This is a genomic window from Tenacibaculum xiamenense, from assembly GCF_964513065.1.
GTDB lineage: Bacteria > Bacteroidota > Bacteroidia > Flavobacteriales > Flavobacteriaceae > Polaribacter > Polaribacter xiamenense.
This window is the reverse complement of record NZ_CAZEQU010000039.1, coordinates 283,642-300,335: the sequence shown is the minus strand read 5'-3', so window position 1 is coordinate 300,335 and position 16,694 is coordinate 283,642. Positions and strand designations below refer to the sequence as shown.

Annotated in this window: 14 protein-coding genes; 11 read left to right on the top strand and 3 right to left on the bottom strand. The window is 32.1% G+C overall.

Annotated features, from left to right (window positions below):
• Positions 1-39 precede the first annotated feature (39 nt).
• The 11 genes from ACKTTV_RS19060 (at position 40) to ACKTTV_RS19010 (ending at position 10,528) form a co-directional block, all read left to right on the top strand.
• Positions 40-420, top strand: coding sequence for a hypothetical protein (locus ACKTTV_RS19060; protein ID WP_408032473.1), 381 nt, complete (start codon positions 40-42; stop codon positions 418-420).
• A gap of 106 nt (positions 421-526) precedes the next feature.
• The gene (locus ACKTTV_RS19055; protein WP_408032472.1) at positions 527-1,573 is read left to right on the top strand and encodes a cellulase family glycosylhydrolase; all 1,047 of its coding nucleotides are present in this window, start codon (positions 527-529) and stop codon (positions 1,571-1,573) included.
• Positions 1,574-1,735: 162 nt separating this feature from the next.
• Complete coding sequence (locus ACKTTV_RS19050; RefSeq protein ID WP_408032471.1) at positions 1,736-2,770, top strand: helix-turn-helix domain-containing protein; 1,035 nt, start codon at positions 1,736-1,738, stop codon at positions 2,768-2,770.
• Positions 2,771-2,888: 118 nt separating this feature from the next.
• Complete coding sequence (locus ACKTTV_RS19045) at positions 2,889-4,580, top strand: serine hydrolase domain-containing protein (protein WP_408032470.1); 1,692 nt, start codon at positions 2,889-2,891, stop codon at positions 4,578-4,580.
• A 7-nt stretch (positions 4,581-4,587) separates the two neighbouring features.
• Positions 4,588-5,829: a serine hydrolase domain-containing protein gene (locus ACKTTV_RS19040; protein ID WP_408032469.1), complete on the top strand. Its 1,242-nt coding sequence runs from the start codon at positions 4,588-4,590 to the stop codon at positions 5,827-5,829.
• A gap of 133 nt (positions 5,830-5,962) precedes the next feature.
• The gene (locus ACKTTV_RS19035; protein WP_408032468.1) at positions 5,963-6,730 is read left to right on the top strand and encodes a VOC family protein; all 768 of its coding nucleotides are present in this window, start codon (positions 5,963-5,965) and stop codon (positions 6,728-6,730) included.
• 36 nt (positions 6,731-6,766) lie between these two features.
• Positions 6,767-7,210, top strand: coding sequence for an SRPBCC family protein (locus ACKTTV_RS19030; RefSeq protein ID WP_408032467.1), 444 nt, complete (start codon positions 6,767-6,769; stop codon positions 7,208-7,210).
• Positions 7,211-7,264: 54 nt separating this feature from the next.
• On the top strand, positions 7,265-7,573 hold the full coding sequence (locus ACKTTV_RS19025; RefSeq protein ID WP_408032466.1) for a hypothetical protein: 309 nt from the start codon (positions 7,265-7,267) through the stop codon (positions 7,571-7,573).
• Positions 7,574-7,575: 2 nt separating this feature from the next.
• A complete protein-coding gene (locus ACKTTV_RS19020) occupies positions 7,576-8,037 on the top strand; it encodes a hypothetical protein (RefSeq protein ID WP_408032465.1) in 462 nt (153 codons plus the stop codon).
• Positions 8,038-8,043: 6 nt separating this feature from the next.
• Positions 8,044-8,469, top strand: a complete 426-nt coding sequence (locus ACKTTV_RS19015) for a hypothetical protein (protein ID WP_408032464.1) — start codon at positions 8,044-8,046, stop codon at positions 8,467-8,469.
• A gap of 271 nt (positions 8,470-8,740) precedes the next feature.
• On the top strand, positions 8,741-10,528 hold the full coding sequence (locus tag ACKTTV_RS19010; protein ID WP_408032463.1) for a PI-PLC domain-containing protein: 1,788 nt from the start codon (positions 8,741-8,743) through the stop codon (positions 10,526-10,528).
• Positions 10,529-10,600: 72 nt separating this feature from the next.
• Here the strand turns inward: ACKTTV_RS19010 and ACKTTV_RS19005 are convergent, their stop codons facing one another.
• The 3 genes from ACKTTV_RS19005 to ACKTTV_RS18995 form a co-directional block, all read right to left on the bottom strand.
• Complete coding sequence (locus ACKTTV_RS19005) at positions 10,601-11,767, bottom strand: trans-sulfuration enzyme family protein (protein ID WP_408032462.1); 1,167 nt, start codon at positions 11,765-11,767, stop codon at positions 10,601-10,603.
• Positions 11,768-11,901: 134 nt separating this feature from the next.
• The gene (gene thrA, locus ACKTTV_RS19000) at positions 11,902-15,306 is read right to left on the bottom strand and encodes a bifunctional aspartate kinase/homoserine dehydrogenase I (RefSeq protein ID WP_408032461.1); all 3,405 of its coding nucleotides are present in this window, start codon (positions 15,304-15,306) and stop codon (positions 11,902-11,904) included.
• A 24-nt stretch (positions 15,307-15,330) separates the two neighbouring features.
• Entirely contained in the window at positions 15,331-16,623 is a 1,293-nt protein-coding gene (locus tag ACKTTV_RS18995; protein WP_408032460.1) for an O-acetylhomoserine aminocarboxypropyltransferase/cysteine synthase family protein, read from the bottom strand.
• Positions 16,624-16,694: the final 71 nt, after the last annotated feature.

Below are 16,694 nucleotides of genomic sequence, written 5' to 3'. Positions count from 1 at the left end.
TTTAATTTTAAACTGAAATAATATTGCTAAAAATTGAGTATGCATAAGAAAAAAACACTCAAACTAGATCAAAACATGTTTTGGAATTCAGACATTGTCAGATTTATTCTAGTATGTTTGTTTGTCGGAATTACGGGAATATTTGTTTATCTTTTCTTCACAGATGAATTAAAGTACATCGGTCATGAAACAACATCAATTAGAGCCAAGATCATTTCTGAGAGAAGGTACCATGTTGGCCATGGACTATATGTACAAACAGGAAAATGTGATTTTGTTTATGAACAAAAAAAGTATACTGTCCGATTCAAAACTAAAAACTATCGGGCAATTGGTAATAAAAAAGAGTTTGAAATTGGAGATATAATAACTCTGAAAATTTCAAAGAAAAACCCCACAATTACTAAGTTTTTATATTAACACGCTTTCACTAACTTACCAAATTCACTCTTTTAAACACTAGTTATCAAACCCAAAATCTATCAAAAAACGTATCTTTATAAGAATCAATAATGATACTTGAATTATGACGTATAGACGATTTATTATAGTTTGCTCTTTTCTCGTTTTAATTTCTTGTAGTAGTCGACAAGAAATACAACCATCTTCAGAAAATATACCTCCCGTTCCTGAGCAATTGAATGGTCTATATACAATTGAAGGTTCAAAACTTCTAAAAAATGGTTCAGCAGTTCGATATAAAGGAGTGAACGCCTTGCAAACCTATGGACTTGGTAATATCGATTTAATGGATCGTTGGAATGTTGAAATCATTCGAGAATTCATTGGTAATCTTCGAGAACAGCCTATTGAAGGAAATCCAATTTTGGGAAGTGATAATGTTTGGTATCATTCTCTACAAAACATCGTAAATCAAAATAGAGCACATGATAAAATCACCATCTTATGTCCTTTTGGATGGGTAAACTCGAATGGTGAACGAACTTTATTTACTGGACTTAATCCTTCCTCTCAATCATTTTATGAAACCTATAAAACTAAAATGAAACTTATAGCAGAACATTTCAAAAATCAACCAGACGTTTGGATTCAAGTTTGGAATGAACCTTATCATTGGAATAATCAAAACGATTATACTCATGAACTCTGGTTAAATGATATGAAAGATATGGTTGATAATCTTAGATGGGTTGAGGATTTTCAAAATATAATCATTGTTCCTGGAAATGAGCAAGGGCAGTCGGAAAGTGCTATTTTAGAAAGGGGAGATAGGCTTCTAAATAACCGATATAATATCTTGTTTGATCTTCATGCCTATGAAAAATGGCTTGTGAATACCAGTCAAGAACAAATTACAACAAGAATTAATCGTTTAAAAAATAATGACTATGCCGTTATTATTGGTGAAATTGGAGTTCAAAATGTTGGTGATGTAATGCCTGTTGAGCACTTTTTAAATGCTGTAGAAGCAACAAATACTTCAACTCTTGCTTGGTTATGGAAGCTCGAAAGCAGCGATAATAACGCTCTACTTACGGAAGAAGGTGAACCTAATGCTAGTAACAACAATAACTACTGGGGAAACACTTTTAAGGAGTTTTTGGAAAGGTAGATTGAGTCATTGAAGTTATTATATTAAGAAAATCGGTTGACTTTCCGAGAAATACGAATTAAACTATCGATTAAAAATATCTTTGGTTCTATTATTTATGAATCCATTATATTTAACACTTGAAAACAATCAGCAAACTGAACTTACCAAGTCTATTAATTTATGATAAACGATATTGCTAAAATCATCGTATTTTTATTGTTACTCTTAGCTGTATTTTTAATTACGGTTCCTTCAAAAAATAAAACAGCCAACTATTTTTTTGCGGCTTTTCTTGTTGTTACCTCTTTCGATTTTACTGCACTTTTTTTAAGAGATGTTTATATACAAATTCCTAGTCTAAATAGTATTCGAGTTGCATCTGTTTTTTTACAAATGCCGTTGTTTTACTTCTATGTAAAAACGACCTGTTATACTAATTATTCGCTTTCACCTAAACTATTACTACACGGAATTCCCTTTGCTGTATTTTCAATATTGTTTCTAAACATTGGACTTTCAGGCAAAACTGATTTAATTTATGAAGCTAGTGGACAAATTCAATATTACTCTTATATCATCATAATCCTATATACTTTAAAGCAATATCGAAACAGTTATTTAGAAAATTACACTTCTGAAAATGAAACTTACAAATGGTTAAAAACAACCACTATTCTATTTTTGATTGGTAATTCCTTAGTTGTTCTCAGGGCTTTCGTAAATCAAGATATGCTTCGTGTATTGAATACTGCAATCTTTCTTTTTGCTCTTACTATTATCTGTTGGTTTGTTTTAAAAACAATGAGAAGTCCTCATTTGTTTACTGGCATTGAAAAAGAAATAAAACCATTACCTCAAAAAGAAACTATTGAAGAAAGTGATCAATACGATAAGGACATCAAACTTATCAACCAATTTATGGAAGAGAAAAAACCTTACCTCGACGATGCACTTACACTTCAAAAATTAGCAGAACAAATTGACATTCCTGAAAAGCGTCTCTCCTTTATTATTAACAAAGTTGTGGGGAAGCATTTTTACGATTATATTAACTTTCATCGAATAGAAGAAGCTAAGATTCTTTTAAAAAATAAAGGGCTAAACATTCAAGAAATCATGTATGAAGTAGGTTTTAACTCTAAATCTTCGTTTAATACTGCTTTCAAAAAAAACACTTCAACAACACCTTCTTCCTACAGAAAATCAAACACTTAAAAAAGTACGACTTTTATTCGAACCTTTTATTTACCATAAAAAGGTACGAGTTCCTTTACTAAAACCTCTAGTCGGTTTTTAACCCGCATCTTTGACTCGAATTACAAAACACAATATCATGAGTCAAAAAGCAAACTACTCTAGTACTAACATTTCAAGTCTTACTTTTTTCACGATCTTTATGAGATCTAAAATTGCTTTATTAATTTTTATCCTATCTATTAATGCACATGCTCAAAATCTAACTCAGGAAAAAACCAAAGAAATTAACGCTCTTTTCAATTCTTATTTTTCAAAAAACAAACCTGGGGCTACTTTTACTATTTTAAAAAATCGCAAGGAAATATTTCAAAAAAGTGAAGGACTAGCTAACGTTGAAAATCAAGTTTCAATTAATACTTCCACTCGATTTAATATTGCTTCGGTTTCAAAACAATTCACCACTTATTTGGCTTTATTGTTAGAAGCAGAAGGCAAACTATCTTTCACGGATGATGTTCGTAAACACTTACCGGAATTAAATCATTTACCGTCTAAGATCACAATCAAACAATTAACAAACCATACACATGGTTTACCTAACCCAGACGAGTTAGCACAATTAAGCGGAAAGAACTCAATGCATTTTGAAGAAATCGTTGCTATGCTTTTAAAAATTAAAAAGCCAACTTTTTTACCTGGAGAAAAGTTTGACTACAACAACACTGGTTATATTTTGTTAGCTGAAATTATTGAAAGAATTGGTAAATCTTCATTCGAAGAACAATTAAAACAAAAGATTTTTTCTCCTTTAGGAATGCATAACACTTATGCTGTTAAGTATACAAACAGCGTGGTAAAAAATAAAGCTTTTTCTTATCAAGAACGCAACGGAAACTACATTCAACAGCCAGTAAAGTTAGCCACCATTGGTTCATCAGGAATCTATACTTCAATACATGATTTAAGTCTTTGGGCGAATAACTACCACGATATTAAACTTGGACAAAGAGAATTTTACAACAGAATGGAAGAGGTTACCGTAACTGATTCACAAATAAAAACGAATTATGGTTTAGGATTGCATAAAGATGTTTACAAAGGAATAGAAATCGTTTTCCACGGAGGAGGAACTGAAAGCTATCGTTCCTATATTTTACATGTTCCATCTCATAAGTTATCTTTTGTTTTCCTTTCAAACGCAGGAGGTATGACAGGACTAGATGTTGTTTATAACTCATTAGAAATTGTTCTAAATGAAGAATTAACGGAACCTACATCTAAAACCAATAGCAACAACACCAACTTGAAAGACTTTGAAGGGACTTACGAAATTTACCCAGGATATTATTATAATTTCATTATTGAAAAAGGGAAGTTATGTTGGCAACAGTTTGGTGGTGATGTTAAAACTCCTCTTAAGTCTTTAGGTAATAATGCCTTTGAATTTCCTTATATCCCACACTCAAAGTTTGTATTTCATAAAAATCGCATAAACTTTCATGTGGCCGATATTACTAGATATTGTAAGAAAGTTTCTTTTGAACAAACTCCGAACTTATTAGAATCAGATTTATCGAAATATGTAGGTTTTTATAAAAATGAAGAGTTAAATACAATATATGAATTGAAAATTATCGATAATGAATTGGTTGCGAAACACAACTCAAATAATACTATTTTACTAAAAGTACTTGAGAAAGACAGCTTTTACACGAATGAATATTACTTTGGAAAAGTAGATTTCATAAAAAACAGCAGCAAGGAAATAACTGGACTTAAGGTATCTGCTCAATACTTAAACGAAATCGAATTTAAAAAAATCAAATAAATAACATATGAAAATACTTAAACACATCGCAATCGTTGTTCTTGTCTTATTAATTTGGACGGCATTTATAGGATACGGATTTATGGATGGTTTTCTTCTAAAGCCATTAACTAATGAGAATACACCAAAGGCTTTTAAAGAAGCAGTAAAACAAAAAGTCAATGATGAATATGTAGGGAATTTCGCTATGACCTTAATTGAGGATGGAAACGTTTCCGAACAATGGTACTTTTCTCAAGGTAATGAGATTACTAAAAATACTCTATTCCCTGTTGCTTCGATTAGTAAATGGGTAAGTTCATTTGCTGTTATGAAACTCGTTGAAGAAGGAAAGGTAGATTTAGATACTCCTATCGATCAATACCTAACCCGATGGCATTTACCCGAAAGTGATTTCGACAATAGTAAAGTTACCGTTAGAAAACTACTCTCACACTCTTCTGGATTAATTGATGATTTAGGTTATGGAGGCTTCCTTCCAAGCGAAAGCATCCAAACTATTGAAGAATCGTTAACAAAAGCCAAAGATTCAGGAAACTCTGAAGGAAAAGCAATCGTTGGTTATGAACCTGGAAGTAAATATATGTATTCAGGCGCTGGCTATACTTTACTACAACTATTGATTGAAGAAGTAAGTGGAAAACCGTTTCAGGAATACATTAAAAATGAAGTTTTACTTCCTTTAAATATGCAACAATCCACGTTCAGTTACCAAGGGCAGAATTTCGAAGTTGCTAAAGTTTATAAAACGGATGGTACTACAAGAGTTATGAATAAATTCACAGCACTTGCCGCCGCTGGTCTTTACACTAGTACTAATGATTTATCAAAATTCTTACTGGCAAATGTTTCTGAAAATCCTGTACTGACAGAAAAAACCTTGAACACTATGCAAAAAGCAGAAACATTTATTAATGACACACCTGTTTATGGATTAGGTCCTCATTTGTATAGTCAAAATGATACTAGCTCCCATATTATTGGGCACGATGGTAGTGGAAATAATGCTATTAATACAGCCGCTAGGATTGATGTTAAATCAAAATCTGGGATCATTGTTTTGGAAACTGGAAATTGGAATATTGCGTCGGCTATTGCTGATGAATGGATATTTTGGAAAGCAGGAATCGCTGACTATGTTGTTATGCAACGAAACAAATCATATATACTAACACTATTAATTGGTGGCTATATAAGTATTGTTTTTTTGTATATCATTATCGTTCTAAGAAAGCGAGGGAAAGTGTGAGGTATTTTAATTAAATCTTAGCTTTAAAACACATCGTTAAAGTATGTTAAGGGTCTCTAATTTTAACATGAATAATTCTCCATTCATTTATCTTTAGTATACCTTTATTTGACTAATCAAAGGCTATAATAGAATGAAAATTGACCATGTACTTTTAAGAGTTGATAACTTGGAAAACACCATGAATGATTTTAAAGATCTTGGATTTAGAGTTTATCCTGGGAATAGTAAGAAAAACTGCCATCATGCAATGATTTATTTCAAAGATGGTTCCTTTTTAGAACTCATCGATCAATCAATGTTTCCAAGGGTATTCAGATTTCTTGCTCGTATTAAAATCCTTAATTTATTCGGTATTATATTTAAGAGATTTGCTCATTATTGCATTTCAAAAGAACGGTTCTTGGACTTGGCGGTTCTTTCAGATGATATTGATTCATTTCATAAGTTATCTGAAAAAAAATCCAAACTAATAAAAATGACAAGAAAAAATCATTTAAATCAAATTGTAAATTGGAAGCTCTTTGCTTTTGATAAAATGCATCTTCCTTTTGTTATGTCTGAATATAAACCGAATCGATTTCCTGAAAATGATGCCTATATCCATAAGAATGGAGTGTTAGGTATAAAACAAATTGATATTGATGTTAAAGACTCTAAAGCATACATTGAGGAGTATAATACTTATTTTAAAACCAAGTTTTTGAATATTGAAAATTTCACCATTGGAAATACTACAATCCTATTGAATAACTCAAAGAAATATGGTTTAAAATCAATTACTTTATCAACCAATAAAACACTTATAGATATTGATAATAAACTTAGTCATTATGGTATTCTATTAGCAGAAAACATTAACTCTAAAAATGTGATATCCGAACTAATAACTACACCATAAATAGTTACAAAGCTAATTTTAGTTAACTTTAGAACTATGAATACGTATTTACCCATAATTGTAGAAGAATACTTTGAGACCTCACTTTCAAAAGTTTGGCATGCCATTACGGATTTAAAAGAGATGAAACAATGGTATTTTGAACAGATAACAGCATTTAAAGCCGAAAAAGGTTTTGAAACAGCTTTTGAAGTTCATATTGAAGATAGGACCTTTACTCATTTATGGACCATACAAGAAGTTATTCCTTTTCAAAAAATAAGATATCAATGGAGGTATAAAGAATATACAGGAGATTCACAGGTGGTCTTTGAATTAAAAGAAATTGATGAAAAGGTATTACTAATAGTTACCGCCGAGTATATTGAAGATTTTCCGAAGAACATCCCTGAGTTTAAAAGAGAGTCAGGTGTTCAAGGATGGAATTATTTAATCAAAGAAAGTTTGAAAAAACATTTAGAGAAGGTAAGTAATATTTAAGTTTTGCAAGAGATTATTAATATCAATAAAAGCGGCACAATATTATATTTGTCAATGGGAGTTTATAATATTTATGCTATCGGAGGGTGGCATGTTGAGCTCGGAAAGTTTGAGGTTTCATTTAAAAATATGGAAACAGATATTAAAATTTTTCCAGAGAAAAGCCTATTGAAATTACAGGATTTCTACAAGAATGAAAAAATAAAAAAAATATTCTCTGTTATTGTAAATAAAGGAGGAGAATATGAGATTAACTTTATTCATCAGAACTCTATAATATTAAAAAAGTATGGCTTCCCTCTTTCTTACTTCTTAAATAAAATTGACTCAAAAGAAATTGAAATACTTATTAAAAGGAACTGAAAATGAAAAACTATCTCATTGCTTCTCTATTTATTTTAGGTATGAGCTGTAATCATAAAAATGAAAATAAATCCACCAATAACTCTATGCAGAAGGTGGCATTGGAGTTCATAAACGATTATGTCAAAAATTGTGATAATATGAAGGAAGGACTTGATGTTGAGGAATGGGTCGCAACACATAAAAGTTCGAGTGATTTGTTGAAATCAGAATTAAGTAGAATATTGAAAGAAGCTGATGAGAAAGATCCTGAATATGGACTTGGGTTTGACCCTATTTTTAATGCCCAAGATTATCCCGATAAAGGTTTTAAACTGATAAGTTTTGATTCGATAAAAAGAATCGTAGTTGTAGGCGATAAAGAATTAGATGGCTTTAAACTAAATATTCATATGGTCAAAGTTAATAATGTCTGGAAAGTTAACGGAATCGGAATTGTTAATACAAACTCAACAACTAAATAATAAACTATGAAAAGACTATTTGCCATATTAATATTAATTTCTATATCTAGTTTTTCGTTCGCCCAAGATTTAGTTAAGGACCATTGGAGCATTGATAAAATAATTGGACAAAATTTAAATGATACCGATAGCTTTATCTTAACTCAAATTGATAATAACAAAGGTTCAGAAGGACATCGTATTTATTTTGAAAAGAATGGTGCTTTTTCATGCTATTATTCTGCTCAATGTGGCAATGACTGTTTTTCTCAATCGACAGGTACTTATGAAATTGTTGATAAAGAGCATCTAAAATTATTTGTCGTGGAGTATAAACAATTTGGATTTTGTAAAAGTGAAACTCTAAAACTAAACCACGATTTAGGTATTTATTTCGCGGTAAAAATTAATGATACTGAAATTAAGTTAGAACGTGTACCCCAAAGCAATTAAAATAATAAAGCAAGCCCTTTTGGCTTGCTTTAATTATTCTTTCTAAAACTTACATCTTATCCGTTTAAGGATTAATTTTAAACCTGCAATAACTCCTTCTGCCTTAATCTATATAGATACGACCTATTCCTGCATGACTCATTGCATTCATTCGTGAAATAGAATGATATATTTTTTCAGAACACTTTCGCCTAAATTTATTCTGTAAATATGCTTGAAATCCTGAAAAAAGACTTACAACTACTTTTTTACTAAACTTAATATTTTTAACATGAAAACAATTCAATTTGGATTAGCGGAAAATTATGATAGTGGGAGAAACTGTGATGTCGCAACAAATGCTTTAAAAGCTGTAGAGGTTCATAACTCTGAGGCTTCATCAAAAATGTGGTATCACATTGGAACAGTTAATGGAGCAACAGTTAATTGGGGTAACAGTAAAAGTTACAGCAATGGATACAATCCTTCGATTGCTATCAATGATGGTAATACCGTTGTGGAAGTTCACGAAACTAGTAATGTATTTACAAATACGATGTACTACAAAGTAGGAAATTTGAATGGAAGTTCTATCGATTGGGGAAGTGATCATAGCTACGATTCAGGAAAACAACCATCCGTTGCAATTAACAACAATGGAACTGTTGTAGAGGTACATAAATCTCAATCTTACAATGATTTATATTATCGTGTAGGTAAAATTGATGGTACTAAAATAAAATGGGGAAATAGTCATAAGTACGACAGTGGTGTAACCCCTTCTGTAAGTATTAACAATAACGGAATTGTTGTTGAAGTTCATAAATCACAAACTTATGCCAGTTTATATTACCGAGTTGGACAAATTGATGGCAACAGTATTAAATGGGGAAGTAGTCATAAATATCAAAGTGGAGTAAAACCTAGTATCGGAATTACTGATAATGGAGATGTTATTGAAGTACATGAATCAGAAGGGTTAACAGGTCTTTGGCAGCTAGCTGGACGTATAAATGAAACAGAAATAAGCTGGGGCAGCTCTTCTAATTTTGACTCAGGTAGTACCCCTAAAACGGACACTTCATTTGATGGAAACACTTCAATACAAGTTCATGAAGGTAGTTTATATAAATTATGGTATTCGAATAGTAGGCTAATGGATACAGCTAATTTTATTGGAAATTTACTTCCATTCATTTCTAATTTACCTCTAAAAAAAATGGTCTTTCCAGCTACTCATGATACTGGAATGTATGCAGGAGGGCTAGCAGGAAGAACACAAGACTTAAATCTTTATGAACAACTAAGCTCTGGAGCTAGATACTTTGATTTAAGACTCGATGGAAATCTAAACATAAGGCATGGTATCGTTTATGGCCCTAAGCTTAAAAGCGTCTTAGAAAGTATTAAACAGTTTTATGATGAGGGGCATAAAGAGCTTTCTATTTTGAAATTCTCGCATTTCGACAACTTCTCTGAAAGTAGTTATTCAAAAATGAGAAATGATATTAATAAATATTTAGGTCCATGGCTATTCAAAGAGTTGCCAAAAGGCGTTAATAGATTAGCAGATATTACCATGGGAACTTATTTAAATTCAGGTGGTAAAATATTAATTGTCGTTGATGGTGATTGGGCCATTAATTATCCAGAGACTGGCTATTGGGTTTATAGAGATTGGGATTCGAAAACTCCCGAAAAAGGAGATTTAACCGTTTATGATGAATACTCAGATACAACCGATTTAAATAAAATGATCAATGGACAGTTAACGGATTTGAAAAAATTTAACGGAAAATGTGATAACAATTCTCAAGTCCCTTGTGATTTATTTTTGCTTTCATGGACACTAACTCCTATCACAGCGGTTTGGGAATATTCAAAAAGTGCTAATAGAGTTTTAGGTGATGAAATGATGCAACATCTAACTCCAAATTCATATGGTTACTTTACTAACTTATTGTACCTAGATTATTTCCAATACGCAAGACCAGCCTTTATTGCTAGTATTCTATTAAAAAGCTATAACAACCTTAAAATAGTTGAACAAGACACTTTCGTCTTCGCTGATAATAATTGATTACACCACACGTTGAAAAACAAAAAAGCAAGCCTTTTGGCTTGCTTTAATTATTCTATATAAAACTCAAATCTATCCGTTTAAGGCCTGATTTAAATCTTCAATGATGTCTTCTACGTTCTCTAAACCAATAGAACAGCGTACTAATCCATCAGTAATTCCAACTTCTAATCTGTCAGCCTCACTTAACTTACTATGTGTTGTAGATGCTGGATGCGTTGCAATAGTTCTTGTATCTCCAAGGTTTGCCGATAATGAACACATTTTGATTCTGTTTAAAAATGCTCTACCTGCTTCTATTCCTCCTTTAACTTCGAAAGCCACAATATTTCCGCCTAAACGCATCTGTTTCTTAGCTACTTCATACTGTGGATGTGATTTTAAGAAAGGATATTTCACAAAATTCACTTGATCATGTCCTTCTAAAAACTCCGCTACTTTCAAAGCGTTTTCGCAATGTTTCTCAACACGTATTGAAAGCGTTTCTAAACTCTTAGATAATACCCAAGCATTAAATGGAGACATCGCTGGCCCTGTATTTCTAGAGAACAAATAAATCTCTCTAATAAGATCAGACTTACCTACAGTTACTCCACCAAGTACTCTTCCTTGCCCATCAATTAACTTAGTAGCAGAGTGGATTACCAAATCAGCTCCGTACTTAATTGGGTTTTGTAAATAAGGTGTAGCAAAGCAGTTATCTATTACTAATAGAAGATTATGCTTCTTAGCTATTTCACCTAACAATTCTAAATCTATAATATCAACAGCAGGATTCGTTGGTGTTTCTGCATACAATATCTTCGTATTAGGTTGAATTAGACTTTCTATTTTCTCAGGCTCATTTACTTTGAAATAACTTGTTTCGATATTCCACTTTGGAAAATATTTTGTAAACAAGCTGTGCGTTGATCCAAAAACCGAACGAGATGAAACAATATGATCTCCTGAATTTAAAAGCGCTGCAAAAGTTGAAAAAACAGCTGCCATTCCCGTAGCAAAAGCATAACCCGCTTCAGCACCTTCCATGTCCACTATTTTATTTACAAACTCTGTTGTATTCGGATTGGAAAATCTACTGTATAAATTTTTTTCTTTTTCTTCAGCAAAAGAAGCTCTCATATCTTCAGCATCATCAAATGTAAAACTAGATGTTAGATATAAAGGAACAGAATGCTCAGAGAACTGGGTTCTTTCTGTCTGAGTTCGTATTGCTTTTGTTTCAAAATTTTTGCTCATCTTATTTTTTAGGTTTTTTGTATCGTATTAGTCTTTATAAGCTTGTTTATAAACGCGTTTAAACTTTTACTGAATTCAGTAAAAGTTTAAACATTATTTTATTTATAATTTCGATTGTCGTTTATCATTAGGTCTTAATTACCGCTCTTGGCCAGTCGTAAAATATCTCCAAAAACTCCTCTCGCTGTTACCTGTGCTCCTGCTCCTGCACCTTGGATAACAATTGGTTGTTCTCCATAAGATTCTGTGTAAATTTCAAAAATTGCATCAGAACCTTTTAAACTTCCTAGTGGTGAGTTTTGAGGAACAGATACTAATTTTACATCTAACTGACCTTTTGTTTGTTGCAAATCTCCATGTAAATCTCCAATATATCTTAAAACATGACCTTCTTCTTGCTTCTCTTTTGCCTCTTGGAAGAATGGATTCAACTTAGTCAAGTCTGATAAAAATTCATCCGCAGTAATATCTCTATATGCTTCTGGAATAAGGTTTTCAATCTTGATATCTTCAAATTCATTTTCTAAATCTAACTCACGAGCTAAAATCAATAATTTTCGAGCTACATCATTTCCACAAAGGTCTTCACGTGGGTCTGGCTCAGTAAATCCTTTATCAATTGCTTCTTGAAGTACCGTTGAAAACGGAACCTCATCCGCAGAAAACCTATTGAATATATAACTTAATGATCCAGAGAATACACCTCTAATTCTAGTAATATTTTCACCTGAATCGTGTAATAATTTTATAGTATCAATTAATGGAAGACCAGCCCCAACATTTGTCTCATATAAATAACTCTTGCTATTTGCATCTAATGTTTTACGCAGCTCTTTGTAAAAATCATAAGAAACGGTATTGGCTATTTTATTGGAAGAAACTAAATCGAAACCTGCCTCTACTAAAGGAATATAATTCTTTGTAAAATCTAAACTAGCTGTATTATCAACTGCGATTAAGTTTTCTAAATGATGCTCTTTTGCATAATCAATCACACTCTGAACAATGGTATCGTTCTTTTCACTCGCATCTAGTGCTGATCTCCATTCTCCATTTGCTCCAGTTGTAGACAACAATACTTGCTTTGAATTTGCAATAGCAAATACATTTAATTGTATTTTCTTTCTTTCTAAGATATTTTTAGCACTGTCTAAAATCTGATCAATAAGTGTTCCTCCAACTAAACCTTTCCCAAATACTGCAATGTTAATCTTTTTAGCTACTCCAAAAACTTGTCCGTGAATTACGTTTAAAGCCTTATGAAGTTGACTCTTCTTTACAATTAAACTTACATTTTTACCTGTAATTGTATTGTTAAAAAGTAACGGTACTATTTGGTTTTTAATTAAGGCGTTATATGGGTGGTGGAACTCACTTAAATCTTGACCTACAATTGAAATTACAGAAACGTCATCAAGAATAGAGATTTTATTTACATCTTTCGTATAAAAGTCATTTTCAAACTCTACCTCTAAAGCTTTTACAGCATTTTCGGCATTTTCTTTATCTACGACCAATCCAATTCCTCTTTCAGAAGAACCTTGTGAGATAATACTTACACTAATATCCTGATTACTCAAAGCTCTAAAGATTCGAGCATCTACTCCAACCTTTCCTAACAATCCTCTTCCTTCGAAATTTAATAGAGCAACATTATCCAAAATTGATAACGACTTGATTCCTTTTTGACTAGATTTTGAGGTAATCAACGTTCCTTTATCATTCGGTTTGAATGTATTTAGAATTCTTAAATTGATATTTTTTTCTAATAAAGGAATGATTGTTTTTGCGTGTAAAATATTCGCTCCGAAATTGGCTAACTCATTCGCTTCAGAAAATGATAATTCTTCAATTTTCTTTGCATCTGCTACTAAATCAGGATTCGCAGTAAATATTCCGTCAACGTGCGTATAATTCTGTAATTCTCCCGCATTTAAGTAATTCGCTAATAAAGAGGCTGTATAGTTACTTCCGTTTCTCCCTAAAGTTGTTGTTTCATCATTTAAAGTTGATGCGATAAAACCAGTAACAACATTAACGGTATTTCCATTATGCGCTTCAAAATACTTGGTTACCTTTTCTTTTGATACTTCGTTAATCGGTTGTGCATTTCCAAAGTTCTCATCTGTCTTTAGTAACACTCTGGCATCTGTTGGATTCGCATTGATTCCCTTTTGCTCTAATAACTCAGAAACGGTTTTAATAGACAACAATTCTCCTTGTGCTAAAACCTCATCTTTAATTTTCGAGCTATAGTCGCCCAACAAACTTACACCTTCGAATAATCTTTCTAAACGATCAAACTCTTTAGAGAAGTCAATCAATGGAGTTACCAATGTTTGCTCTCTTTTAAAGGCTTCAAGCTGCTCAGTATATGCTTCATTTTCAGCAGCTTTCTCTAAAATACTTTCTAGAGTATCCGTTGCATTTCCTCTTGCAGAAACTACCACTGCTATATTCTCTCCTTCGTTAACTTTTTGTTCTATAATAGACACTACATCATGGATTCCATCATTCGATAATGACTTTCCTCCAAACTTTAAAACCTTCATTTTTTTATTCGTACTATTTTTATTGAATATAGGTTCAACAATCTTTTTTAGTTGTTCGTATTCGATTAGAAATGCATCATGTCCATGATCTGAATTAATTTCATCATAAGTTACATTTGGATGCACTGCTGCTAATTCTTTTTGTGTTTCTCTGTTTTCTTCGGCAGTAAAAAATAAATCAGAATCTACTCCAACGATATGAATATCGGCTTCTATCGTTTCTAATACATTCAGTCCTTCTCTACCTTTTGTTACATCAATGGTTTTTAACAATTGATTCATGAGTTTATAGGAAGCTAACTGATAGCGTTCCTGTAACTTTTTTCCATGATGCAATAACCAACTTTCAACATTAAAAATTTGTAATTCTTCATTTTTAGTTCGTTGAAAACGCTTCTTAAAAGATTCTGGCGTTCTGTAGCACAACATGGCATGAATTCGTGCATCATGCACTGGATTGTTTGAATTGGTTAAAAACAATTCTTGAATTTGACAATTGGCTATTAACCAATCAGTCGATTTCCAATCCGTAGCAACAGGAATTAAGTGCTCAGTTATTTTTGGTTGTATGACTACCATTTCCCAGGCAATTCCTCCTCCTAATGATCCTCCTATAAGGGCAAATAACTTTTCAATTTTAAGTTTTTCTAACCCTAACAAAAAAATCCTTGCAATATCTCTTGCTATAAAACTTTTATAATCATCAATTAAAAAATCATCATAACCATTTCCAGGAATATTAAAACAAAGTATGGTGTACTCATTTGTATCAATTACTTTATTTTCTCCTATTAAATCTTTCCACCAACCATCTTCTCCAGCAACATCGCTATTTCCAGTTAATGCATGATTTATTAAAATTACAGGTGCAGTACCCAGTGCTTCACCAAACAACTGATAACTTAATGGTAAATTACTGAACTGGGCACCACTTTCTGTAACGTAACTTTCAATTGTTACGTGATTTAAATTTTTGTTTAAACTCATTGATTGTATTTAGAAAACAATTTGTTACGCTAATGTTTCTTCAGATATTTTAGCAAATGCTTCTTTAAGGTCTGTTTTTAAATCTTCAACATTCTCAATTCCAACAGATAAACGTATTAAGTCTTTTGTAACTCCAGTACTTTCCTGTTCATCATCGGCTAATTGTTGATGCGTTGTACTTGCTGGGTGAATAATTAAAGATTTTGTATCTCCAATATTGGCTAATAATGAAAATAGCTGTGTAGAATCTGCAATAGTTTTTGCTGCTTCGTAACCTCCTTTTGCTCCAAAGGTAACAATTCCACTTTGACCTTTTGGTAAATATTCATCGGCTAAAGATTTGTATTTACTACTTTCCAACCCTGGGTAATTTACCCAAGCTACCTCTTCCTGTTCTTCTAACCACTTGGCTAAGGCTAAAGCGTTTTCACTATGCTTTTTTATTCTTACTTCTAAAGTTTCTAACCCCTGTATTATTTGGAATGCGTTTGTAGGACTTAAGGCTCCTCCGAAATCACGTAATCCTTCTAAGATTAACTTAAATGTATATGATGCGGCTCCTAATGCTTCGTGATATACTAATCCGTGATATCCTGCAGAAGGCTCTGTAAACTCAGGGAATTTACCATTTGACCAGTCAAAAGTTCCCGCGTCTACAATTACACCTCCTAAAGAATTTCCTTGACCTCCAATATATTTTGTTAAGGAATGAATCACAATATTTGCTCCGTGTTCAATTGGATTTAATAATGCTGGTGTTGCAACTGTATTATCAACAATAAATGGTACTTGTGCTTTCTTTGCATGAGCTGAAATGCCTTTTAAATCAAGCACATCTAATTTTGGATTCCCTAAAGATTCAACAAAAAATGCTCTAGTATTCTCTTGAACTGCCTTTCCAAAATTTTCAGGATCCGAAGCATCAACAAAAGTTGTTGTAATTCCTAACCTTGGTAATGTTACTTTTAATAAATTATAAGTACCTCCATACAAACTACTTGAAGCAACGATATGATCTCCAGCTTTTAATAAGGTTAATAAACCTGTTGAAATAGCAGCCGTTCCTGAAGCAAAAACTACCGCTCCAATACCTCCTTCTAAAGCCGCTAAACGCTCTTGTAATATTTGATTAGTTGGATTATTTAATCTTGTGTAAATAAACCCTAGTTCTTTTAATGAAAATAAATTTGCGGCATGATCTGAATCATTAAATACATAAGAGGTTGTTTGATAAATAGGCACTGCTCTAGTTCCTCCCGTTTGTTTTACATCATGTCCTGCGTGCAACGCGTTTGTTGCGAATTTTTGTGTACTCATTTTTCTTGTTTTTGAGTTAATATTAAATTAAACCAAAAGTCAAAACACATCTCTTTTTAGATGTTGCTTAC